This is a genomic window from Proteiniclasticum ruminis DSM 24773 (assembly GCF_000701905.1).
Taxonomy (GTDB): domain Bacteria; phylum Bacillota; class Clostridia; order Clostridiales; family Clostridiaceae; genus Proteiniclasticum; species Proteiniclasticum ruminis.
In genome coordinates, this window is record NZ_JNKC01000001.1 from 789533 (window position 1) to 813729 (window position 24197).

At 43.5% G+C, this 24197-nt stretch carries 22 protein-coding genes and 1 pseudogene; 7 read left to right on the forward strand and 16 right to left on the reverse strand.

Translation table 11 applies throughout. From position 1 onward, the window contains the following. Positions 1–16 precede the first annotated feature (16 nt). The 14 genes from T487_RS0103860 to T487_RS16735 form a co-directional block, all read right to left on the reverse strand. Entirely contained in the window at positions 17–1054 is a 1038-nt protein-coding gene (locus tag T487_RS0103860) for a protein-glutamate methylesterase/protein-glutamine glutaminase (RefSeq protein ID WP_031574250.1), read from the reverse strand. Positions 1055–1068: 14 nt separating this feature from the next. Beyond that, positions 1069–1542, reverse strand: a complete 474-nt coding sequence (locus tag T487_RS0103865; RefSeq protein ID WP_031574252.1) for a chemotaxis protein CheD — start codon at positions 1540–1542, stop codon at positions 1069–1071. Between the two features lie 47 nt (positions 1543–1589). Continuing rightward, on the reverse strand, positions 1590–2102 hold the full coding sequence (locus T487_RS16610; RefSeq protein WP_031574254.1) for a chemotaxis protein CheW: 513 nt from the start codon (positions 2100–2102) through the stop codon (positions 1590–1592). 184 nt (positions 2103–2286) lie between these two features. After that, positions 2287–4167 carry a phosphate/phosphite/phosphonate ABC transporter substrate-binding protein gene (gene phnD / locus T487_RS0103875; protein ID WP_051651477.1) on the reverse strand — a complete coding sequence of 627 codons (1881 nt, stop codon included), beginning with the start codon at positions 4165–4167 and terminating at the stop codon, positions 2287–2289. 15 nt (positions 4168–4182) lie between these two features. Continuing rightward, positions 4183–6021: a FapA family protein gene (locus T487_RS0103880; protein ID WP_031574259.1), complete on the reverse strand. Its 1839-nt coding sequence runs from the start codon at positions 6019–6021 to the stop codon at positions 4183–4185. Between the two features lie 72 nt (positions 6022–6093). Then, positions 6094–6486 carry a bacteriohemerythrin gene (locus tag T487_RS0103885; RefSeq protein WP_031574261.1) on the reverse strand — a complete coding sequence of 131 codons (393 nt, stop codon included), beginning with the start codon at positions 6484–6486 and terminating at the stop codon, positions 6094–6096. An 86-nt stretch (positions 6487–6572) separates the two neighbouring features. Beyond that, positions 6573–8555 carry a methyl-accepting chemotaxis protein gene (locus tag T487_RS0103890; RefSeq protein WP_031574262.1) on the reverse strand — a complete coding sequence of 661 codons (1983 nt, stop codon included), beginning with the start codon at positions 8553–8555 and terminating at the stop codon, positions 6573–6575. Then, complete coding sequence (locus tag T487_RS16545) at positions 8539–8676, reverse strand: hypothetical protein (protein WP_162178215.1); 138 nt, start codon at positions 8674–8676, stop codon at positions 8539–8541. The genes T487_RS0103890 and T487_RS16545 overlap by 17 nt, the downstream gene beginning before the upstream one ends. Before the next feature lie 301 nt (positions 8677–8977). Then, positions 8978–10168, reverse strand: coding sequence for an MFS transporter (locus T487_RS0103900; protein ID WP_031574265.1), 1191 nt, complete (start codon positions 10166–10168; stop codon positions 8978–8980). Between the two features lie 121 nt (positions 10169–10289). After that, on the reverse strand, positions 10290–10970 hold the full coding sequence (locus T487_RS0103905; RefSeq protein WP_036909180.1) for a GntR family transcriptional regulator: 681 nt from the start codon (positions 10968–10970) through the stop codon (positions 10290–10292). A gap of 54 nt (positions 10971–11024) precedes the next feature. Beyond that, on the reverse strand, positions 11025–11861 hold the full coding sequence (gene kduI, locus T487_RS0103910) for a 5-dehydro-4-deoxy-D-glucuronate isomerase (protein WP_031574271.1): 837 nt from the start codon (positions 11859–11861) through the stop codon (positions 11025–11027). Between the two features lie 56 nt (positions 11862–11917). Then, entirely contained in the window at positions 11918–12673 is a 756-nt protein-coding gene (gene kduD / locus T487_RS0103915) for a 2-dehydro-3-deoxy-D-gluconate 5-dehydrogenase KduD (RefSeq protein ID WP_031574274.1), read from the reverse strand. Between the two features lie 220 nt (positions 12674–12893). Further along, positions 12894–13187 (reverse strand): hypothetical protein, encoded by a 294-nt coding sequence (locus tag T487_RS0103920; RefSeq protein ID WP_031574276.1) that lies wholly within the window; start codon positions 13185–13187, stop codon positions 12894–12896. A 136-nt stretch (positions 13188–13323) separates the two neighbouring features. Then, on the reverse strand, positions 13324–13455 hold the full coding sequence (locus T487_RS16735; protein WP_278245019.1) for a hypothetical protein: 132 nt from the start codon (positions 13453–13455) through the stop codon (positions 13324–13326). A 349-nt stretch (positions 13456–13804) separates the two neighbouring features. On the opposite strand from T487_RS16735, the gene T487_RS0103930 reads away from it, so the two are divergent. Beyond that, on the forward strand, positions 13805–14758 hold the full coding sequence (locus tag T487_RS0103930) for a helix-turn-helix domain-containing protein (RefSeq protein ID WP_031574278.1): 954 nt from the start codon (positions 13805–13807) through the stop codon (positions 14756–14758). Between the two features lie 104 nt (positions 14759–14862). On the opposite strand, the gene T487_RS0103935 is transcribed toward T487_RS0103930, so the two are convergent. After that, a complete protein-coding gene (locus T487_RS0103935) occupies positions 14863–16674 on the reverse strand; it encodes an LTA synthase family protein (protein WP_031574280.1) in 1812 nt (603 codons plus the stop codon). A 545-nt stretch (positions 16675–17219) separates the two neighbouring features. Here T487_RS0103935 and T487_RS0103940 point away from each other — a divergent pair. From T487_RS0103940 to T487_RS15745, 6 genes are all read left to right on the forward strand, one after another. Continuing rightward, positions 17220–17735, forward strand: coding sequence for a sigma-70 family RNA polymerase sigma factor (locus tag T487_RS0103940; protein ID WP_242848008.1), 516 nt, complete (start codon positions 17220–17222; stop codon positions 17733–17735). Further along, entirely contained in the window at positions 17722–19122 is a 1401-nt protein-coding gene (locus T487_RS0103945; RefSeq protein ID WP_031574282.1) for a hypothetical protein, read from the forward strand. The genes T487_RS0103940 and T487_RS0103945 overlap by 14 nt, the downstream gene beginning before the upstream one ends. Next, positions 19123–19365, forward strand: a complete 243-nt coding sequence (locus tag T487_RS0103950; protein ID WP_031574283.1) for a hypothetical protein — start codon at positions 19123–19125, stop codon at positions 19363–19365. A gap of 40 nt (positions 19366–19405) precedes the next feature. After that, positions 19406–19957: a hypothetical protein gene (locus T487_RS0103955; protein ID WP_031574284.1), complete on the forward strand. Its 552-nt coding sequence runs from the start codon at positions 19406–19408 to the stop codon at positions 19955–19957. 187 nt (positions 19958–20144) lie between these two features. After that, positions 20145–20660, forward strand: a complete 516-nt coding sequence (locus tag T487_RS0103960) for an RNA polymerase sigma factor (protein WP_031574287.1) — start codon at positions 20145–20147, stop codon at positions 20658–20660. Beyond that, complete coding sequence (locus T487_RS15745; protein ID WP_031574288.1) at positions 20647–21996, forward strand: DUF4179 domain-containing protein; 1350 nt, start codon at positions 20647–20649, stop codon at positions 21994–21996. The genes T487_RS0103960 and T487_RS15745 overlap by 14 nt, the downstream gene beginning before the upstream one ends. 96 nt (positions 21997–22092) lie before the next feature. Here the strand turns inward: T487_RS15745 and T487_RS15300 are convergent. Beyond that, positions 22093–24171: pseudogene (locus tag T487_RS15300) on the reverse strand (thioredoxin domain-containing protein). Positions 24172–24197 lie beyond the last annotated feature (26 nt).

The window sequence follows — 24197 nt, forward strand, 5'->3', positions numbered from 1 at the left end:
TTCCATCTCCATGATTTCACCTCACAATCCTTACTATTCTTTCTGAAATGTCCTCTGGAGAAAGGACCTCATCCACCACTCCGGAAGAGACGGCATATCCAGGCATGCCATAGACCACGCAGGTCTCCCTGTTCTGGGCAAGAACATACCCACCAGCTTCTTTGATGGACATAAGTCCCGCAGCCCCATCTTTACCCATACCGGTCAGAATCACGGCAAGAACATGCCCGCCATAACTTCTGGCAACAGATTCCATGAGAAAGTCTGCTGCCGGTCTTACGCCATGAAGCTTTGGTTTCTGATGGAGCCTGATCTTCCCGGACTCCACCACCATGTGGAAATCTCCAGGAGCCACATAGACCGTATTGTTTTCTACTGACATCCCATCTTCTGCTTCCACCACATGCAAAGCTGAATCTTCGTCCATACGCTCGGCAAAAGACTTGGTGAATCCCTTCGGCATATGTTGGACAATAAACACCGGAAGATTCAGTTCTTTTGGCATCTTTCTTACAATCTGGAACAGAACTTTTGGTCCCCCCGTAGACGCTCCAAGAACCACTGCTTTTACTTTTCTATAGTCAAAACCGCCTGCAGAAAAAGGCTCTCTCCTGTGAAGAACTGTTTCCTTCACCTTCTCTTTAACTTCTCTGGGCTTTGTCAGCACCTCCGCCATAAGAAGCTTTGACTCCAGCTGACTGGTCAGAAAACCAAGATCTCCACGATCCGATGATTTTTCAATAAAATCAAGCGCTCCCAGTTCCAGAGCCTCCATGGTCACAAGACTTCCTTCTTTGGAATGGGAGGAAAGCATGATCACCTCGATTTCCGGATGGTCTCTTTTTATGATTTTCAGCGCCTCAATACCGTTCATCTTCGGCATTTCCACATCCATGGTGATGATGTTCGGGCGGTATCTTTCAATATTCTCAATGGCATCTAAGCCATTTCTTGCGGTCCCCACAACGGTGACCCCTGTCACCTTGGATGCAGCATCTGAAACGATCTTTCTCATGAAAGCCGAGTCGTCTACCACCATGAGTCTTACTTGCATCTTTCTTCCTCCGTTTACAGCACCGTAATGCTTTTGCTGGCAGTTCTGATATCCACTAAGAACGTCTCCAGATCCACCACCATGGTTCTCCCCATAGACCCTCCAGTATGGCTGGCAAGGATGGGAATACCAAGTTCACTCAGCACCTTTTCCACTGCTTCCACATTTCTTCTGCCTATGTCACTGGTCATTTTTTTATCAGGGAACTTGAACATGCTGGCACCACCTGCAATTTTCGCCACAAGATTTCTTGTGCTCAGGCTGCCGCCGCAAAGTTCCCGGATCATTTTCGGAATAGCCGTATCCGCAAACTTCTCGTCCTTCACATCCCGATGAAAGGCTGTGCTGTCTGGAAGCATGATATGGCTGAGTCCACCGACTTTTTTCACTTTGTCATAAAGGGCAATGCCCACGCAGGAACCCAGCCCAAGTGTGATGAGTTTCTGTGGGGATGTCCCGATTTTATAGTCAGCAATGCCAACCTTCATTTGCTCTTCCAAAATACTGTTCACCTTACCAAACCCTTCGTTTTCAGCTATTCTTCCTCGTCCTCCAGTTCTTCCTCATCTTCATATTCTTCTTCTTCCTCGTCCTCTTCCTCTTCCTCCAGATCCAGAAGTTCTCTGGACTGCACAAAGCTGAAGAGTTTGTCTGTATTCATGACAATGATGATGTCTTCCCCGATTTTCAGGAAACCCTTGATGTATTCTGAAGATATACTCTCTTCTCCCATGGCTGCTTCCTCATAGGCGCTGTCTTCCACGGTCTTGATGCCAAGGATTTCATCCACCACAAGTCCCAGATGTGTTCCCTTCCAGAGAATCACAATGATTTTACTGTGATTTCCGATTTCTCCAGGAACTCCATATAGCCTTCTGTTCAGGTCAATGATGGGCAGAACCTTCTCATTGTACTGTATCACTCCCAGAATATAGTCTGCTGTTTCTGGAAGTTTTTTAGGTTTTGAGTACTCGATGATGCGCTCAATTCTCTCCAGCTCCAGCGCAAAATTCTGTTCACAGTTATTGAATATGATCACTTGTTTCATAGAATCCGTTCTCCCATAAAATATTTGATATTGTCTATATCGACATTTTTGCTTTTCATTTAATGCATAGGTGGAATTTTCTTCCCATAAATGTGTTGAAATAGATATCACTTTTCAAAGAATGGAACAGACTGATGAAAAAAGACAGCCCTGAAAGCCATGTTTCAGGGCACCCTTCCATTTTTCACTGATCCAGATTTCTTATGACATCATACATGGTATCGGAAGATTCAATGAATCCCTGAACCTTCGTTTCAATACCCTCATAGTTGGAAAAATCCACAAATCTCTTTTTCAGCTCTTCGAGAAGATCTTCCGGAAAATCCTTTCTTGCTGCCAGCACATCCTTAGGAATATCCTCCGTCTTGCTGATGATGGAAAGCTTGCTCACATCAAACCCTTTACTCGCTGCTGCTTCAAAAGCCTCATTATAGGTGGCCCCGGCATCAATCTCTCCACGCAGCACCGCATCTATGACATTGTCATGATTTCCAAGAAACAGAACTTTCGCAAAAACCCTATCGGGATCCATCTTTTCTTTCCGGATGCTGTCTCTGGCATATAAATATCCTGAAGCGCTTTTTTCGTCCACATAACCGAAGGTCATGCCTTTCAAATCCATCATAGACTTCACCGCTCCATCTCTTCTTGTGATGATATAACCGTTGTAGGAAGCTTTTCCACTGACTTTCGGTGTCACCACTGGTAAAACTCCCGCTTTCTCCCTAGCTGCCACATAGGCAAAAGGGGAAAACCAACCAATGTCCATGATGCCATTCTCCGCTGCTTCGGCCAAGGCTTCATAATTCTTTACAATGATGGTTCTAGCTTTATATCCCATGGAGGCGGCAACTCTTTCCAGAATCGGTACATACATTTTTCTGATTTCCTTTGGTGAGATGAAAGGATTCACACCGAAGATGATCTCCTTCTCTCCCTTCAATGAGACCGCTTCTTCCTGAAGTGTTCCTGCCACTTCACTGATTTTCTGGCTGTAGGACAGCATCTCCTCATTCTTCTTTGTTTGAGCATCCACAAGCGCTATGGATTTTGTCGTAATCATATGCGTTTCTTCCACAGCCTTCGTTACATCCTCCACAGCCTTCTCAATCTCCATGGTGGTGTTCTTCTGCCCGTCAGACACCTTGGTCAGCACCTCCATATTGCTTCGGACTTCCTTCAAAGCGCCACCAATCTCAGTGATGGCCTTTCCTGACTCCAGAACCACCTTGTCCGCATCAGCCATTTTCCCGCCGATTTCATCCATGGCGTTTCGCGTAGCTTCAATCTTCAGAAGTATCGTCCGGGTGACCTCTTCAATCACCGTGATGGCTTCATCAGTCTGCTCTGCAAGTTTTCTGATTTCACTGGCTACCACCGCAAACCCTCTTCCCGCTTCTCCTGCTCTGGCAGCTTCTATGGCTGCGTTCAGTGCTAGAAGATTGGTCTGGCTTGAAATCTTACGGATATAATCCACAATCTCATGGATTTTCTCAGAGGATCTTTGAAGCTCCCCATTATTTCCTTCCGCAGCTGCAACTAACGTCCCTAGATGCTCAATGAATACCCTGATTTCTTCCATGGTCTTCTGGTTCTTTGTAAGAAGGTCCATGGATTTCTCACTGTCTTTGTCTATGAGAAGCACCTTTTCATTAAGCTCCGTGGATGTTGCCACCAGCTCATTGACACTGGCATTGATCTCCTCGCTGCTGGCAGCATTCTGCTCACTGTAGCGGTCAATTTCATAGGAAATCTCTGCCAAAGACTGAAAGGTCTTCATATTTTCCTTCGTCAGCCACAACAGTTCCTGAGAGTCAAAGCCCAAATCCTCAGAAAGGAGAAGAAGCTTCTCGCTGAGCTGATTTCCCTCTGTGGGTTTATCTTTGTTTTCTTCTCTTTCTTTTCTTCTTTCTCCATAGAAATAGAGAAAAAGAACGAGAGCTCCTGATACAGCGCCCAAAATCAGCGCCCCTGGCAGACCCTGATCCAAAGTATAAGCACCAACCTGTGCTCCCAGTATTATAAGCAGCATCCCTAGCCCCTTGATCTGATTGCCTCGTTTCAACTTAATTCCCCCTAATTACTTTAAAATTGCCCCATATTCCTTCAGCTCATCTTTTCTCATCAGCGTCGTTCCCTTATAGAATCTGCCTGTAATGTCTCCCTCTCGATCAAGGACTTTAAGAAAAGTCTGAATCTCACTGGGCGTTCCAACAATCCCCGCTTTGATGTATCTTCCTGCAAGCAGAGTCCCTCCCTTGACCACACTGGCAAACTTCGTGAACCTGATTTCACTCCCTGCCACGATGCTGGACTGGTAACTCCCGTCTCCTGTAATCTCCACATCGCCACTGGATTTCAGCGTTGCGTTCTGAGCATAGTACACCTTAATCAGTCTTGCATCGAGAAGTTCTTCCCTCATCATTTCCGCCATAGAAAGAAGTCTTTCATAAAGTGTGTTGAGTTCTATAAATCCCTCTTTATGAAGCAGCCTGATTTCCTTGAAGACATAAGCAAACTTTTTCTCAATCTCTTCCACCACTTGCATCTGATGTGGTATGAAAATCTCCTCTATCTGCTTGATCTCCTGAAAAAGAACTTCTATCTCTTCCTTTCCTTTGCTGATATTGTCCATGATGTCCTGAACCGTTCTTCCTTCCGTCAGCTGGAGACCAGTGAACATGGCTTCTACGACAAGAATCACTTTCTCCACAATGGGTAAAAGGGTCTGGAACACCGCATTCTCATCCCCAGCTCTTAACGTGCCCCCAATGACTTTCCCCTGGACTTCGATGTTCTGCTCCGCATAAAGCTCAGAATGGTACACTGAACCAATGATGGAAATATTGCCTGTGGCACGAATGACCATGTGGTCCTGAACATTGCCCTTTACCACCACATCACCGTCAAAGTCGATGTCCTCTGTGTCTTTATCAAGATCTCCCACCACAGTGAGAAGCGGCACCACTCCAATCTCACCTTTCTTTAAATAAGGCCGTCCATCTCTTTCAGCATAAACAGCATTCCCATCAAGGAAAGCTCCTTCGGCTGCTTTCAGTTCCTCATCCTTTACCTTTTGGACTTTTATTTCTGCTCCTTTGACATCCACTCCAGGAATTCCTTCCACTGCTTCCCCATTCTTTTCTGCCAGTTTTGTGCCTTTCATCACCACAGGCTCCAGCCCTCTCGTGATCTCTTTGACAAAAATCTCACTGCAGTAGTCGATGTCTGTCTTTCTGCTTTCCACAGGAGGTTTTCCCTTGGCAACCAGAAACTTTCCACTATCTTTACTTTCGCAGGCTTTCTTTACTGCATCTTCCAGAATAAACTCCGGAAGGACACCATAATTCTCGAGAGCTTTACGCACTTGCTCCGGATCGATAGGATCAGGAGCAAGTGCATCATATTCCAGCTGCAGAGATCCTCTGGATGTTTTCTCCAGATTTTTCAATCTGTACCTTTTTCCGCTCTTTCTTCTGATTTCCACATAAGCCTCCAGCATGGACTCACTAGGCTCCACCTGAAAATGAACTTCTGGAAGCAGATGCTCGAAACTCACTTCAATGACATCCTGTGACTTTAGGGTCCGGTTTCCTGTGACTGGCTCACCATTGATATTTACGATCAGCTGATCCTCATGAATAAACAGTGAGGCATCCACTCCCTTTCCTTTTGGATCCGTCACCAGCACTTGGCCATTTCTCACTTCAACAGTCCCATTCACATCCTCTCTCTCTTTGATTTCTTCCTTTTCCATTCCCTTTGGAAGAATCTCATATACCCCAGGAATCTTCTTCAGCCCCATGATTTTCTTCTCTGGCTTGGAAATCTCTTTAACTGTAAGGCCATCCTTTGGCAGCTTCATCTCTTCCGCAGCTTTTTCAATGGCTTCCGCCCATGACATGGCTTCAATCCTCATCTGTCCCCCCTCTTTCTCTTCTAAAAGAAGAACAATCTCATCCTTTCCTTATCTTTTCTTGATTTTATGAGTCTAGTTCACTGCAAACTGCTGATCCTTCTCCAATATATGGCGATCAATCCAATTCACGATAAACTGAAGAATTCTCATCATATGCTCTTCCTGATTCTCATCAAGTTCCTCCAGATCTATCCCCTGGATTTCCTGAAGAAATGCCGCATGCTCCATCTTGTGAGAGAAAAGCTTCTTGAATCCTGTCTCTTCCAGGTATTTTTCTTCGGTTTCGAAATGAAACGCTGCATAATCCTTGAGTTCTTCCAGAATCTCCACCATGGCATCATATTTATCTGTGACAAACTCATTTTTGAGAAGGTCAAAGGCCTTTCCCGCAATGATAAAAAGCTCCTTATGCTGGCTGTCCACGATGTCTATCCCAACTTCATAGTCCTCTTTCCACGAAATCATGTTTTATTCCCCTTTCTGTCTGTTTTGTTGTATGAAAAACACCCAAAGAGAAGAAGTCAGTTCACTTCGCTTTGGGTGGATCCGTTCTACATCTGGAACTGGCTGATGATTCTTCTCAGTTCTTCAGAAAGCCTTGCAAGATTCTCAGAAGCACTGGCAATCTCCTGAATGGAAGCGGACTGCTCCTCCATAGAAGCGGAAGCTTCCTCTGTGGCCGCAGAGTTCTCCTCGGAAATCGCGGTAAGATTCTGAAGGGCATCCATGATGGCTTCTTTCATTTCCATCATCACTCTGCCGGACTCATTAAGATGCTCGGTATACTCCATGGAGAACTTAGTAGCAGATTCAATAGCCCCAAACATATCCATACTGGAGGATACTGAACCGGACTGCTCACTGGTGATGTTTACCACTCTTTCCATGGTTCTCACCGCATTCTCCGCATTTTTCTGAAGCTCTGAAACCGTCATGTCAATGGCTTTTGTGGAACGGGCAGACTGCTCCGCAAGTTTTCTGATTTCTTCAGCGACCACTGCAAAACCCCGACCTGCATCTCCTGCTCTTGCTGCTTCAATGGCTGCATTCAGAGCCAGAAGGTTGGTCTGGTCTGCGATGCTTGAGATCATGGAACTGGCTTGTCCGATATTTGCTGCACTCTTATGGGTCAGATCGATGATGGATGCGATTTCTTTTACTGAATCCGTGCTTTCCTTGGTGATCCCGGAAAGCTTCTCCATTTCATTCATACCAATATTTACAATCTCCGCCACCTGCTCGTTGGATTCACTGAGCTGAATGAGGAACTTGTTGTTGACTTCAATACTTTCACCAAGAGACAGTGCTTTCTGAGAGCCATCTTCTGTATTGGCTGCCTGCTCCTGTGCTCCTCTTGCGATTTCCTCTACGGTCTTGGATACCTCTTCAGCAGTTACCGCAGACTGATCCGCACTGGCCTGAAGCTGCTTGGAAGAAGCCGCCACATCCTGGGAGGAATGATCCACTTTACTTAGGACATCCCGGAAACTGTCGATGATCTGCTGCAGGGCTCTACTGATATCCCCCATCTCATCCTTGGACTTCAAGGATTTTTCAGGAAGATTTTCCCGAAGATCGAGATTCGCAAGAACTTTGGCCTTCTCCACCACAGGCTTAATTGGCTTCACAATGCTGGAGCCGATGAAGTATGTGAACACCGCACCAAGAATCAGCATGCCTAATGCTACAAAAGAAATGTTTTTCTGGATCTCTTTTGCTCCGGAGAACACATAATCCTCCGTGGCTGTGACCACCAAAGTCCAGTCTGTGCCTTTGATGGGAGCAAAAGCTCCATATCTGGCAATGTTTTCATAAGTATAGGTATCAACTCCTGCTTTATTCTTCAGGATTTTCTCGAACAGTTCTTTGGTGGATTGTACAGATGGGTCTTTCTCCGCTTCTTTGATTGGATTGAACTGACTTCGCACTTTTTCCCGATCCTTATGCGCGATGATGACGCCTTCTGCATTGACAATATAAGCATATCCGTCTTTTCCGTAGGTGATTGCATCGCTGAGATCGCTTAAAGAAACTCCCTGGTACCTGCCTAGGAGCCCTCCTACAATTCTTGTATTCTGATAGATTGGCACTGCGTAGATAAGCACAGGCTCTCCGGTGGCTGGACTCATACCAAAGTAGGAAACTGGTTCTCCCTCAAACACTTTAAGAGCAGGATCCTCTTTTTCCAACTGAATCACTTTTTTGTCCTTATAGTTCAGTGTGCCGTTGGGCAAAATAACAGAGATATCATCAAACTCCATTTTCACGATCTGTCTGCTGATGAGCGTGAACATCTCAGCCAGCCCCATGGACTTCATCTGGTCCATCTCTGCCAGTACCTGAAGAGCCAGCCTCTGGGTCTCCATTTTACTTTCGATGAGCTTAGCTCCTTCGATGGCCTTGTAGGATAAGTTCAGCTCCGCTTGGGTTTCAAGCACATCCGATGCGGTGATGCTTGAGACAATCCCTAAGCTGATGGCAAGAAATGCCACCAGTGCTGTAAAACTTAGAATCAGTTTACCTCGAATCTTCATACAATAGTCCCTCACTACAGTTATTTTGGGGCTCTTCCTCCCCAAATGCTTTGTTGCTGTTCTTTTTCCAAAAAAGCTTCTTCTTTAAATCTTCCTTCTTTTGTTTTCTAAAGATCCCCAATCCTTAGAAAGCAAAAGAACTGTGCTGTCCTCTCCTCCTGTCATATCTTGCTTCATCTGGATGTAAAAACACTCATACACTCAACATATCGGAGACTTCTTATGAATGTTAATATCTAAACAGCATAAAATAGTGCAAAATGTGAACTTCTTTTTCGTGAAAAGCATATAGGATAGTGATGCACAGTAAAATCATCGAGAAAAATTAAGCAGATTGAAAAATTCCATAAAAAAGAACCAGTGGACGCATACCTTATGCTTCACGCTGGTTCTTCTATTTCTATTGATCTAAATTCTAAGTATTATGCTGCTTTTTCCCGTTTTTTCCCTTCCAAAAGAGAGAACATCACCAGGACCATCATGAGAATCAGCACCACTACAATGGCACTCATCCCCGCAAAAATACCAAAGGCATCCGAAAGGGCTCCGGTGAGGATTGGCATCACAATGGCTCCTACACCTCCAAGCACCAGAAGCACTCCCATGGCCATGGGATAATCTTTAATGGTTTTGCCCACCTTTGAAACTGTCGTGGGATAGATTCCCGCCATGGACAGCCCAATGCCAAAAATGGCTATGGTAATCACAGTTACGTTTCTCGTCGCAAGCAAAAGAAAGTAGAAAAGCACTGTACTTGTGGTGGTCACAAGAAGGATGGTTTCCTTCCTGATTCGGTCACCGAAATAACTGACCGTGATTCTGCCAATGAGAACTGCCAGCCACAGCATCGATGCAAGAAACTGGGCATAGCCGATGGTCATGATCTTCGCATCCACAAAGTACTTCACAATCCATCCGTTGATGGTAGCTTCTCCAGCAAGGTAGAAAAACAGTATCCCTGCATGAATCCAAAACACTCGGGATTTCAAAAAATCATACCCCGCTCCTTTACCTTTCACCTGCACTTTCTCCTGCATCTCCATTCTGGAGAAGAAGAAAAGGGAAAGACTGGTAAGGATAATGATGATGACCGCGCTCAGTCTCCAGCCGTCATTGCCCAGGATTTTTGTGGAAACCATCGCAAGGATTGGCGCAAGAATGGCTCCCACAGCAAAGACGCTGTGAAGGAAACTTAGAGCAGAAGGGCTGCTGTTGGACACTTCATTGACCATGGTATTGTTGAAGTTACTGACACTCCCTCGGCTGATTCCCGTGAAAAGAAAAGCCAAAAGAAGAAGAAGCGGACTTCCTGTAAAAATCATCAACGTGAATCCCAAGGTCACAAAGGAAGATAAAAATACTATGGATCTTTTTCTGCCAAGATACATAGGAAGCACTCCTGCAACGAACCCTGAAATGAGATTCCCCACAGAATGGGCAGAAATCAGTGATCCACTAAGTGTATCTGACAGATTGTACTCCAAACTGATCATAGGCAAAAGCGATCCCATGATCATGGCAAAGATGCCGTTGACAAAAAACACATAAAACACCGCATTCAAAACAGAGCGGTCTTTCTGATCCAGTCTCGTATAAAAATTCTGTTTATCCATGAACTCAATTATCCCCGTTCTTTCTATTTCTTTCTACATGAGAGACTTCTCTCCCCGTGACAAAGGCAGACCTTCATCGAAAAGGTCCACCTTCTTCTTTGATTTATCTCATTTTTTGGCTCTATGACTCATTTTCCCTGAAGTACTCTTTGTACTCTCCATGAATTTTGTCTCCCAGCCGATTGATTCCGCCATAAAGATGTTTTGCAATCTTATTCCCTACCAGGTCTTCAGTTCCCTGTTCCATGATCTGAACAAATTCCACATGTTCCTCATAGATTGTTTGGAAATCCTGCACCACCACGATATCCAGCATGCGGAATCTTTTATAGTGCACCAGCATCTTCTCGATTTCTTCCCAGACGAACTCTTTACCCGTGAAGCGGAACCAGATGGCATGAAACTCCGCATCCATGGCATAGAACTCTTCCGGTGTGAACTCCTCTGACAGAAGATCTTCCTGGTTTCTCAGGCTTCTTTTCAGTTCTTTGAGAAACTTGTCATTTTTCTTCTTCATGGCTTCTTTCATCACTTTTTCCTCGATGGCACAACGCATGAAAATAATCTGTTCGATCTTTTTGAAATCAAGAAGTGATACAAAACTTGCTTTGTAGGGAATGGAATGGATGAGACCGTCGTCTCTCAGTCTTTGAAGCACATGCCTGCTGGGCGTTCTTGAAATCCCGTACTTTTCGCAGATGCCTTGCTCTGTCACTGGAGTGCCCGGCTTCATGCGAAGGTTCAGAATGTCTTTTTTCATTTCCTCGTAGACATCATCCCCCATGGTGTTCAGTTTGAACATACTGTTTTTGTCTTTCATAAAATTCATCCCTTCTGATAAGGGAAGTATATTCCCCTATCTTAGATCCGCCATGGCCACATGGTCCATATCGGTAAACTCAATATTTTCTCCACACATGCCCCAGATGAAGGTGTACTTTCCAGTGGCCACACCGCTGTGGATGGACCAGCTGGGAGAAATCACAGCCTGCTCATTTTTCATGATGATGTGTCTCGTTTCCTGTGGCTCACCCATCATATGGAAAACTCTGTCTTCTTCCTTCAGATTGAAGTAGAAATACACTTCCATTCTTCTTTCATGGGTGTGACATGGCATGGTGTTCCACACACTGCCCGCTTCAAAACTTGTCATGCCCATGACCAGCTGACAGCTCTCACAGACATCTGGATGTACGTACTGATTGATGGTTCTCTTGTTGAGGTTCTCGTCGCTGCCAAGATGCACTTTCTTCGCATCCGCCAAGGTGATGAGCCTTGTGCTGTAAGCATGATGAGCTGGAGCGCTGTTGAAATAGAACTTTGCAGGATGATTTGCATCCACACTTTCAAAGACCACTTCTTCTGTGCCCATACCAATGTATAGTCCATCACTATTCTCCATGGTGAAGACTTTTCCGTCAAGAAGAACCTTTCCAGGTCCCCCTACATTGATGACTCCAGCTTCTCTTCTTTCAAAGAAAAACTTTGTACCCAGTTCTTTGGTGCTTCCAAGCTCCACTTTGCTGTCCACAGGCAAAATGCCACCTGCGATGATGCGGTCATTATGTGAGTATACAAAATTTGCTTCGTCCTTCACGAACACCTCTTCAATGAGATAATGGCTTCGAAGCTCTTCTGTGGTATACAGCATGGAATCCTGGGGATGTGTTGCGTATCTTGTTTCAAGTTTCATAATATTGTTCCTCCTAAAATCTTTCATTTGCGATATGTTATGTGACAGTTCTCTTTCTATCTGGCCAGCCAGCCACCATCTACAGCCATGGTAAATCCATTCATGTAGGAGGATGCCTCCGAAGCCAGGAAGATACATGGACCCGCCATATCTTCTGGCGTACCCCATCTGCCTTGCGGAATTCTTCCTAGAATTTCCTCGTTTCTCTTCTCATCCTTCCTCAGTGCATCGGTGTTGTCTGTCGCCATATAGCCTGGTGCAATGGCATTGACATGGATGCCGTGTTTTGCCCACTCATTGGCCATAGCCATAGTGAGTCCCTTGATGCCGGATTTGCTTGAGGTATAGGATGGCACACGGATTCCTCCCTGAAATGAAAGCATGGAGGCGATGTTGATGATTTTACCCCCAGTGCCTTGTCTGATGAACTCTTTTGCACAAGCCTGGGAAAGGAAGAACACGGTCTTCAGATTGATGTTCATCACATCATCCCAATCTTTTTCTGTGAATTGAATGGCATCTTCTCTACGAATAATTCCTGCGTTGTTCACAAGGATGTCAACCTGTCCAAACTCTTCTATCACCTTGCTTAAAATGCCTGGAATGGGCTCAGTCTTTGTAAGATCAGCCTGTATACCCAAAAACTTCCTGCCTTCCATTTTTACCAGTTCCTCAGTTTCCGTTAAGGAAGTAGAACCAACCCCTACAATATCTGCTCCAGCCTTCGCCAGCGCCACTGCGATCCCTTGCCCGAGGCCAGTTCTAGCTCCAGTCACAATGGCTACTTTTCCTTCTAGTGAAAATAAATTCATGATAAACCCCCTTGAATTGTATTCATGGTATACAATGTATACAATCAGTGTAACCGAAATCATGAAGAAGGTCAAACCCCACCCCGTAGAATTTCCAATTTGGTTACAATACCAGCTCACCATTCATGTACTCAAAAAAAAGAGAATCACTGGCGTGAATCTGCTTGCCAGTGATTCTCCTTTGGGTCAACAATCAAAAGAAGAGAGGATCTTCTATGACTTAGATGACGAGGGCATTATCATAAGGGGGGTGGCTGTGCTCCAGAAATTCCATGAATTTTTCTTCTCTGATGGCGGTCCTGGACACGTAAAACAAATGTTCATACTGTTTCATCAGGCGTTGGGATGAACGCTCCCTGCGCCTTACAATCATCATTTCACGGCTGGAAAGGATCACTTCCTCAAAAATCATTTCTCCTTCCAGAAAATAGCACAGAAGCAAGGAACCCTTTCTGTAAAGAGCTTGATTCAGTTCCTGATTCATGAGAATCTGTTCTAGATACACATCATCCAATAGAATACGACTCCTTTCTGACTAAGATACACGTAGACACCAGTTGTTCTGCTGCAGGTTCTTCCATAAGCCAGCAGCTTCTTACACTAAAGTTCCTGCTGCCTCATAGGTCGAAAGATCATGATCTGAGCCATACCTACTTTCTTACCTCAACTCTCATAATGCTGAACATTCTAGGAATATCATTTTCGCCAGCGTAAGTATTCACCGAAAAGAGCAGCGAGGCCAGCATTACTCCCATGAGTATTTTAGCGATTGTCTTTTTCATTCCGTAACACTCCTTTTATTGGTATACTTTGTTACCTACACTATAGGAGATAATTGAAAGAAAAAAACACGCACTTCTTCTGGATTTCAAGGGTTTTAGCAGGTTTTTTCATGAATAAAGGACCCCGATGTTTAATACCTGCTAAACATAATCCAATATCGTTCTTTTTCTGTTCTTTAAGAAAACAATTGCGAAATTTTACTGCAAATTAAATTGAACAGTACTGTTCAATTTTTCCCAAGACACAGAAAAGAATTTCTGAAAATACACAAATTTTAGCGCTGTAAGATATACAAAGGCAAAGCACATCATTAAAATAAAAGTAGTGATATGGATTTGGAGGTGCACTATGTTCATCAGTTATAACTTGGAGGCTTTTGGCGACAAACTGAAAGAACTCCGGAGAGATTTGGGATACAGTCAGCGGGAACTGGAAAAGCAAAGCGGCATCAGCTCGGATACTCTGCGTAGAATTGAAAAAGGAGAGGTCATACCAAGATATGAGACCCTGGAACTTCTTTCCAGTCTCTATAAAGAAGATTTGCTGGAGCTTCTGAAAGAAAGCCGTTCTCATAAGATGCTCACAGAATACTATGATGCTCTGGACGATATCATCACCACCTATAACGATGAAAAAATGCGGGCCCTGGAAAAAGAAATCCGTGACAGCTTCAAGGAGAATAAAGATCTTGTTTTTATCAACCCCAATGAAGTCATCCAGCTTCTGCTCCTCATTAGAGGCGCAGCACTTTATCATTCACGTTTTGAAAGCGATAAAACCGATGCCAAGAACATTCTTCTGGATGCGTTGCGCCTGACTCAGCCTTCCTTCAATATTCTGCAGTTCATGACCTACAAGTACAGCTTTATAGAACTGCGTATACTGCTTCTCTTCGCCATTCTTTTGGCCGAAGAGAAAGAGATTTCACTCAGCACGAAAATTCTTTATTTCATTTTGGAAAGACTGAAAAAGGGGGCACCAACACCCTACCAGATGTTTCTTCTTGTGAAGATCTACACCAACATCTGCTACAACTATCATCTGGAAGATGCCCATAAAAAGGTACTTCTTGTGGCAGACGAAGCACTGGCTTACTGTCTGGAGAAAGAAACCACCCATGGACTCAATTCGCTCTATTACAGAAAAGGGATTGCAGAGTATCATCTCAAAAACAAAAACTATATGTCTTCTCTCTTCCGGTCCTTCTTCATCCTGAAGCTCACTGGAAAAGAGGATCTTCTGGCTGTCTATCAGAAGGTCACCAAAGAGCAGTACGGCATTGAGATTCCAATGGAATACTGATATAAGCTAAAAAGAGCGTATGCTTCGGCACCTTAAAGGCAGCCGGCATACGCTCTCTATATTTCATCGTCTTCCGTCAATTCAAGGTCCGGAGGACGTTATGGTTAATGGGATTTATTCTTTTCTTCTTCCACCATCTGTGTATTTGGGGTAACATCCACATCTTTCTCAGCAGCTCTGAAGTAGTCTCCTGTAATGATGAGGTTGGATACATAGGGGGCGTTGAAGAGATGGTCGTAATCTTTGGGATCGCCAAGGACTTCTCCTGTGGCCATGACCACAGAGCCCTCTCCTTCTCTGAAGAGGTTGCTGCCCATGACTTTGTCGGTATAAAGATCTTCCTCCACCCCTAGAAGATAGAGAATGGTAGGCAGCATATCCACTTGTCCACCTAATGTATCAATTTCCATTTCTTCCATGCCAGGAATGTGGATAAAGAACGGAAGCTTCTTCTCGTTGTCAGGCAAGTTGGAGTCATGATACTTATGAACACCTTCGTGGTCTCCAAAAACGATGAGCGCTGTATTGTCCAGCTCTCCCTTTTCTTCCAGCTCTTTATAGAACTCACCCAGATAATGATCGGTATAGTGGATGCTTTCTAAGTATCCAGCATCATGGTTGTCCCAAGGGATACCCAGGTATCTGTGTTCTTCCTCTATGGTGAACGGTGTATGGGAGGTCACAGTCATGACATAGGAGTAGTAAGGATGAGCAGATCTTTCTATTTCCTTTACGGACTGTTTAAAGAGAGACTCATCCAAAATACCAAGTCCACTGTATCGTTTGTCTTCGAAAAGCTCCTCATCCACATAACGCTCAATACCGATATTGGGATATACGATGTCTCTGTTCCAGAAAGCTGCCATGTCACCATGAATGGCTGTTGTATTGTATCCTTCATTCTTCAAAAGCTTTGGAAGTCCGAAATATTCATTTTCTCCATAGCTCATAAATGCGCTGCCCTTCTGGGTAGGATACAGACCAGTGTTGAACATAAGCTCCGCATCGGAACTGACGCCTTCCTGAATCTGCTCTCTCACGTTGGTGAAATTGATGCTGTTTTTTATCAGTTTATTGAGGTTCGGTGTAATTTCCTGTCCCTGCCAGGTGTAGTCCAGCGCAAAGCTCTCCAGCGATTCAAAATGGACCACAATGAGATTCTTTCCAGCCAGAAGTCCTTTCAGGTCTTTATATTCATCCGCTACATTAAAGTGGGATGCATTCTCTTCATACCAGTCTTCAATGGAGACAATTTCCTCTTCGTTGAGCTTTTTTACACTGTCTCTGATAAATGTAGCCAGGTTGACCATATGATTGCCCACTGGGGACAATAATAAGGCATGGTTTTCGTAATTTTCAATACCAGCGGTCTTTCTTACCGTCATGAACTGCGTCACCATGAGCATGAAGCTCAGAGCAAAAGCTGTACCAAACAGTCCCCACCTTTTCATGCGGAGTTCTCTGTTTTTTTGACGAACAGACTTTCCGATGACCTTTTTTGATTTCAGCAGCATATAGAGCACAAAGGGGAGATCCACAAAAACCAGGAAATTGAGGTTCATGAAGTACTCACTGGTACTTGCTGCAAACTCTGGGCTGATGTTCTTTAGATACAGCACATAGAAACTGAACAGTCTGTTCAGTCCGTCAAAATAAGTCATATCTGCATAGAATAGAATGGAATACCCAATATTAACATAGAAAAAGTACCATAATTTTTTCCTGCCCTCAAATAGGAAAGAAAAAGACACAATCACTAATATTGGCGCAATGCTAAGAAGACTCATCATGAATACCCTTGCACTGGCATCATAAAGTGTCACCAATAAAAATAGAGACTTGCCATATAAAATCGCTCCAAGAAGAAGCGGCAGTGTCCATTTGTTCTGTGTAAGTTTTTTAATCAGATTGTCCATACTTTTCACCCCACGTAAGTCATTCCTTACATTCTCAGCTTAACTATACCAAAATACACCTGCCAGTGGTCGTTTTCACAAGCAGTTTAAGAATAGATTCAAGGTTCCTTAAGTATTCAGAAACAATGTTCACGAAATACATAAACTGTACCGAAAACCTTTAATCCTGAATGATTATTCAATTCGAAACTCATTTCTAATTTAGATAGTTGGAACCATTTCTTGGCTTTACATTTGTTTTCAACGATTACTAATTATACAACTTCAACATGGAATTACAATTCATTTTTTCTGAATTTTTCTTGATGTTTTGAATCCAGTCACATATATTCATTATTTTGACAGCTCAAAACGCATATTCATCGAACTACTTCAAAGTTCATAACATCTGTTATTATAAGCTACTCCTATTTTATATCTATACACTTTTCTATCCTTCCTTTATCATGTTGGTAAAAGGGTCCATAGCTGAATAAAATTAATAACCTGACTCTAAATAAAAAACATACAGTTGCCACTCTAATAGACAAAGGGGAGATGATTCTTTGAGGATTTTTCAGAATAAGAACAGAAAAAAAGACCAATTCCTTGCTATGGTCACCAATGAAAAGATATATCTGTACAAGATTGCCTTTGGCTATCTCAGGCATGAAAAGGATGCTCTGGAAGCGGTGGATGAATCCATCTTCCTTGGGCTTGTGCATCTTAGAAAGCTAAAAAAAGAAGAATATATGAAAACATGGCTCATAAGAATCCTCATCAATGAATGTAAAAGAATTCTAAGAGAACGGAGTAGACTTGTGGTCAGCGAAGAAGTTCCTGATACGATATCTCCTTCTCAAGAGACAGACTTAGCACTCCAGATGAGTGTGGAAGCACTACCAGAGGAACTGAAAGAAATCATCCTTCTGCGCTACTACGGAGACTTAACCGTGAAAGATACAGCTGAACTCTTATCTATCCCGCAAGGCACCGTAGCTACCAGAACCAAAAAAGCACTGTCACTTCTAAAAGAAGATCTCACAAAAGAGGAAGGAGGGAATCTTTATGAGAACTGTTGAGCATAGGCTGAAAAGCTCCGCAGAGAACAGCATTGAAATTCCACTATCTCTAAACCGGATAGAAAAAAGAACTCTAGAAAGATACAAGACTCATCTTCGGATAAAAAGAGCAAAAAGTTTCTCCTTATCTTTCATAGGAGTACTTCTTTTTCTCTTCTACAGTGCCAACAGCACACTTTCTTTTGCTCAAAACATGAAGTCTGTCCCCTTATTATCGGAGCTTCTGGAAGTCTTCAGATTTGAAGATGAAAGTAAGGATGCTGTCCAGGAAATTGGTATGATTCTGTCCAATGAAAAATCCGAGGTGCACCTTCAGTATGTTCTTTCCGACGCGAAACGACTCATTCTATATTTTCAGTTTCCAGAAGGAATCACTCTTAATGACCATGATCTGATTGAACTAAAGGTACTAGAAGCTTACGACGCTCGAACCAACGAAAACATCAGTGAATTTTTCCACCCTGCCAGTTACCAGTTTGCCGGCAGTTTTGAGGAAGACAACAGATATCTATCGCTGAATGGCGCTCTTCCTCCAGATTCAGAGGAAACCTTACCCGAGAATCTTGGTATGAGGATTCACATTAAAGTACAGAGAAGGACATTCGATCAGAAAATAGAAATTACGGAGGTTCTTGATCTGGGTGATTTCCACTTTGAAATCCCTCTGAAAAATGCCAAGAGTGTAAACAACGTGCCTTTGAAGCATTCCTTCTCTCTTTTTGATGTGCCCATGGAACTGGAGTCCATTGAGAACAGTCTCTTAGGCCAAACCCTTCTCTGGAAACAGAAGAACTTGTCTCAATATAGAATCAAGCAGCTCTTAGGCAAAGTAGAAGATGCAGATACTGGGGTTCTACTTTCAGAATCTTTGATGACTGGCTATTATAACGAGAAGACCGGGCAATTTACCACCGGCTATGGCAACGTGGACAAAGCAGAAACAAAAAGACTCAAAATAACTGTTTTTGGTGCAAACCTCATGCCAAGAGCGTCCGAGAACATCACCATAGATGTGGAAAATCAAACACTCGTAAAAGAAGTGAAAGAAGTGGAACTGATACGGGTCAACCGAAGAGAAAACCGCACAGAGTTTCTTTTCAAGTTCACGCCAAAGATCAAGCCTAATGGCGTTTCCTTCGGCGTGTTCTGGAACGAATATATAGATGAATCAGGTGATTCGTATAGATTTGATCAAAAGTCTTCCAGCGGCAATACTGATCTATTTTTCATCGAGGGCCTAATTGCAGATAAAAAACTATCGGGACAAATCACCATAAAACAATGGGGTCTGCAAGGATACGAAACCTATCTTGAAAAACCACTTGTATTCTATGTGGATGTACCTGAAAAACCATCGCTTCCTGAAATGAGAAAGGAGAATCACTAAATGAGCTTTAATCATGACTTCAACCGGAACCTCAACGACAGGGCGAAAGCACAAGCTGAAATTCAAGACTTCAGCCGAAGAGAAAAGAATCGGATGGATCTTCCTGATGAATCCAAAAGAGACCATGAAGATTTCACCTATGCTGCTCAGAAAAGAAAACGAAGGATAGATAAACTCATAGGGATTGCAGCCATCCTCCTCGTACTTTATTTTGTGTACTGGTTTCTCACAAATACCTTATAATAAAGATACCATTGAAACACTGTAGAGGAGGTTCCTGCATATGAAGAGAATACGCACACTGACCTTGCTGCTTTTTCTGTTGCTTCTGATCTCAGGATGCAAAAAAGAAGAAACCCCCTATACCAAAAACATTGTGCTGGAAGGAAGCCATTCTCTTCCTATTTATGAAAGCAGCTTAACCTATAATGCAGAGCCTCCAGAGGAGATAAGAGCGAAGCTTTTTGCCATTTTCAACAAGGAAAACAGCACCTTTAACTTTGATAAGGACTACATCATTGTTGACCACAACGGAAAAGATCTTACAGAAGAACTGACAGAAAAAGAGCCAGAGAACTTCTCTGAAATGCAGGAACTGGTCATGAAGATCAAAGAAAATGCCTATCAGATCGTAGATAGCGAAAATTATCGAGTAACAACCTTGGAGAAAGAAATGAAAGCTCTATATCAGGGTAAGAGAAGACTGTTCCCCGGCAACAGCCTTCGGAAAATACTGGAGGACAACAAAGAAGCCTACCGGGATGAGGATTATGGGGCCATCAATGTCTACCTCATTCAGAATAAAATCACGGTCTATATGCCCCAGGAGCCCTAGACCTCTATGAACTTAAGATGCTGCTTTGCTTTTGGCAGCATCTTTTGTTATTTTATAACACGTTTTGTGATTTTTCTTCATCTTCGGTATAGTAAAATTAGATTGAATTAGATTGAAGATCACTATTTTTTATTTTTTCTCATGGAAAATTACTTCTAAACACTCTAATGGGTAAAGGAGGCGAAGTATGGGTATATTTACAAAAAAGAAACTGGATCCGGATACCTATGTAAAACTCACAGAAGAATACCGGGAAGTCCTCTACCGCATGGCCTACGGATACCTTGGCAGTGAGTCCATGGCCTTGGATGCAGTGGATGAAGCCATCTATTTGGGCTATAAAAACAGAGATGCCATCAAAGAACCAGACTTCACAAAAACCTATCTCACCCGGATTCTCATCCATGAATGTCTGAGAATCCTCAAAAAGGACAAGAAGGTCTACTATACCGATACCCTTCCAGAGCGGGGTATGGAAGACAATGTCATCTCACTTCCCACAAAAGCTGCCATCTCTTCCCTACAGGAAGTGCAGCAGCAAGTCATCATTCTTCGTTATTTTGCAGGTTTTACCATTAAAGAAACCGGGGAGATCCTGAGCCTCCCAGAAGGCACCGTTTCGTCTCATACAAGAAAAGCTCTGGAACTTCTTAGAATTGAACTTTCCGATGAGAAAGGAGATTTATCCTATGAGAAAAAATAAAGAACAGTTCGCAAAAGCCATCTCCTCATCCAAAGAGTATCCGGATGCACTCTATCAAAGCACAGAGAGGCTGGAAAAAAGGCTGAAAAAAGAGAGAAGGCAAAAACGAATCCTTTTCTCCACATTGCCAAGCTTCACTGCAGCCATGCTGTTTGTTATTTTGGTCAATAACGACATCGCTTTTGCCAGATCCTTAAAAGATATTCCAATCCTCAATAAACTTACAGAATATGTCATGTACAACGCTTCGCTGAAGAGTGCAGTGGAAAACGATCACATCCAGTATGTGAACCTGAAAGACACCGATGAGGACCTGACGTTGTCCCTTCCCTATGTCATTTCAGACGAGAGAAATCTCATTCTTTTCTTTGATGTACCATCTGATTTTTTAAAGAACGACCATGAAGATGTGATGATTTCCAGGGAGAAAATCATCGATCGTGACACTGGAAAGGTCATTGACAAAGGATACCTCTCATATTCCAGTTCCCTTGGATATCTTGAGGAATCTAAGGAAACAAGTCATCTGAGTCAGCTGAATATAGATTTTGCAGAAGTGGCCATGCCAAGAAACCTGACAGTGGAAGTGACTCTTACAAAATCCTCTCATGAGGACAGCATCCGCAAAACACTTGCTGAGTATCATTTTTCTTATGATCTGTCTCTAGAACCCCCTAAGGATCCCAAGATTTATGAACTGAATCAAACTGTATGGATTGAAGATCAGGAGATTCTTCTGGAAAAACTCACCCAATATCCCACCACGTCTCTTTTCACTTACAGCATCAAGAACAGCAACACCATGGATATCACAATGTCGATGGATTTCTATAATGACGGTGTACTGACTCCACTGAATACCACTGGATATCTGACACAGTATGAGGACAGTCCTGATGGAAAAACCACCATCACCATGCGGATTCAAGACAATTACTTCAAAGTGCCAAAAGAGAGACTTTTGAAAATCCACTCCTATACCATGGTGCCAAAAGACAGAAAACCACTGAAAGTGAATCTGGAAGAGAAAACATTGGAAGATAATCCTTATGGAATCTTACTGAAAAACATCACCACAGAAGATAATGTTACCACCATCACTTTCCATACTTCTGAAAATTATCACTCCCTACCGTTCAGATCCACAAGGGATGGAAATAAGAAGATACAGCAGGCACTCTATACCAGTTATACGGAAGATCTGAACATCAAAACATACAGCTACAGTTTCCGGGACGTGATTGGGGATGTTCTGTATTTTGACGTGGCAGATGGTCCCTTAAAAACACTGCGAGAACCCATACTGGTTCCAATCCCCATGGAGGAAAACCGCTGATTAAAAAAATGATAGGCTCTGTTTTCCCATTTGCAGAGGGGGAAAACAGAGCCTTCTTTATTACCTTGATATTAAGTCTACTCTAGAAAAGGACCATTAGAACTTCATGAGCGATTCTAGAAGCTCCTCTATTGTCTCCACAGGTAGACTGCAACTGTGGTCTTTACAGAAGAACACGGCTGCAGTTCCATCTTCTGTTTCTCGAATAAAGGAGAAGATCTTTTCTGATTCCTTTTTCTCCCGAGGATCATGAACCGCCAAAGTGATGCCAGTGAGATCTCTCTTCTGAAGGATTCGCAGCATCTCCTGAGTAACCGGGTCTTCTCTCTTCCCAGAGAGGACGATTTCCCTGGGCCCATGCATCCATACATCATAGGAGGGAAGGATTCCTGAAAACCCTTTGGGGTTTTCTATGATTTCGCCAGAAAGCTCCATAAATACCTTCTCCATGGCTTGAAGATAACGCTCTTCTCCTGTGAAGCTGTATAGTCTTGCCATGGCACGGACTGCTTCCGAGTTTGCTGAGGGTGTAGCGGAGTCATATATCTCTTCTGCTGGGATACTCAGGTTCTCATGATACTTACCGCTCAGCTGAAACACCTTTCCATTGAAAAACCTTTCAATGATCTGATCACCCAGCTTTTTACCCAAGGAAAGATGCCGAAGCTCCAGAGTGTTTTCATAGAGTGCCAGAAGACCGTGAAGAACATGAACATAACCATCAAGAAATGCTTCTGTCTCCCCTAATCCTTCCCGGTATACGCCGTGAAGGATCCCTTCTTCATCGGTCATCTTCTGTTCTAGGAAGAGCACAAGATCATTGGCAGCATCTGTATACCGCCTCTCTTCCAATATCCTTCCTGCTAAAGCCAAAGTCTCCAGCATCATACCATTCCAGGACGATAAAATCTTGTCATCCATTGCAGGATGCACGCGTTTTTCTCTGTGCACCAACACTTTCTTTCTGGACTCTATGATGGTCTCTGGCTCTTTTTCCAGAAGATCCTGCAGTGGTTTCTCATAGAGGTTCAGGATGTTCTTTCCTTCGAAATTCCCTCTTTCCTCCACACCATAGAATTTTGCGAACTCCTCTCCTCTTTCTTCTCCAAGCAGAGACAGCAGTTCCTCCTTCTCAAAGAGATAGAACTTGCCTTCTTCTCCTTCACTGTCCGCATCCATGGAGGAGTAAAAGGCTCCTTCCCCATCTTTTAAGTGTTCCAGTAGAAAATCCAGTGTTCTAACAGATACTTTCTTATAAAGCTCTCTTCCAGTAACTGCATAGGCCGAAAGGTAGAGCCTTGAAAGGAGTGCGTTGTCATACAGCATCTTCTCAAAATGCGGGATGAGCCATCTTTCATCCACTGCATACCGGTAAAACCCACCGCCCGCGTGATCAAAGAGCCCGCCCTTATACATGCTGATGAGACTTTTTTCTAGCATCTCCAGCGCCTTCTCCTCCCCTGTTGTTTTGTAGTACCACACAAGATAAAAAAGGTGATGGGTCAGAGGGAACTTCGGTGCTTGAAAAAAACCACCCTGATGCTCATCATAAATAGAAATCAGAGAAGCAAAGGCCTTCTCCTGGATTTCATCATCCAGATCCCCTTCTTTCCTCTCTTTCTGCACCGAAGCCACGGCTTCCACAGCAAAGTCCGCGGAAGAGAGCACTCTCTCCTTTTCTTCCTGCCACAGCGCTGTGATCCTCGCAAGGACTTCCAGAAGGCCCATATGCTGCCCTTTGGTTTCTTTTGGCAGATAAGTGGCTGCAAAGAAGGGCTTTCTCTCCGGTGTCAGAATCAGGGTCATGGGCCATCCACCATCTCCTGTCATGGCCTGGCAGAAACTCATATGGACGTGATCCACATCCGGCCGTTCTTCCTTATCTACCTTCACAGAGACAAAATAGCGGTTCAGCACCTCAGCCACTTCCAGATCTTCAAAGGACTCCCTTTCCATCACATGACACCAGTGACAACTAAACTATTAACAGCATTATGAATACCCAATAGATAAGAAAATGGGTTTATCCTCATTTCTTGCTTTAATGAATGCTTCTACTCCCCATGGATACCAATCGACGGGATTATAAGCATGCTCTACCAAATAAGGAGACTTCTCCAGAATCAATCTGTTGGGCTTCACATCTGTGTTCATAACATCACCTCCTAATAACATATTGTAAGTTGTTATTACATTATACT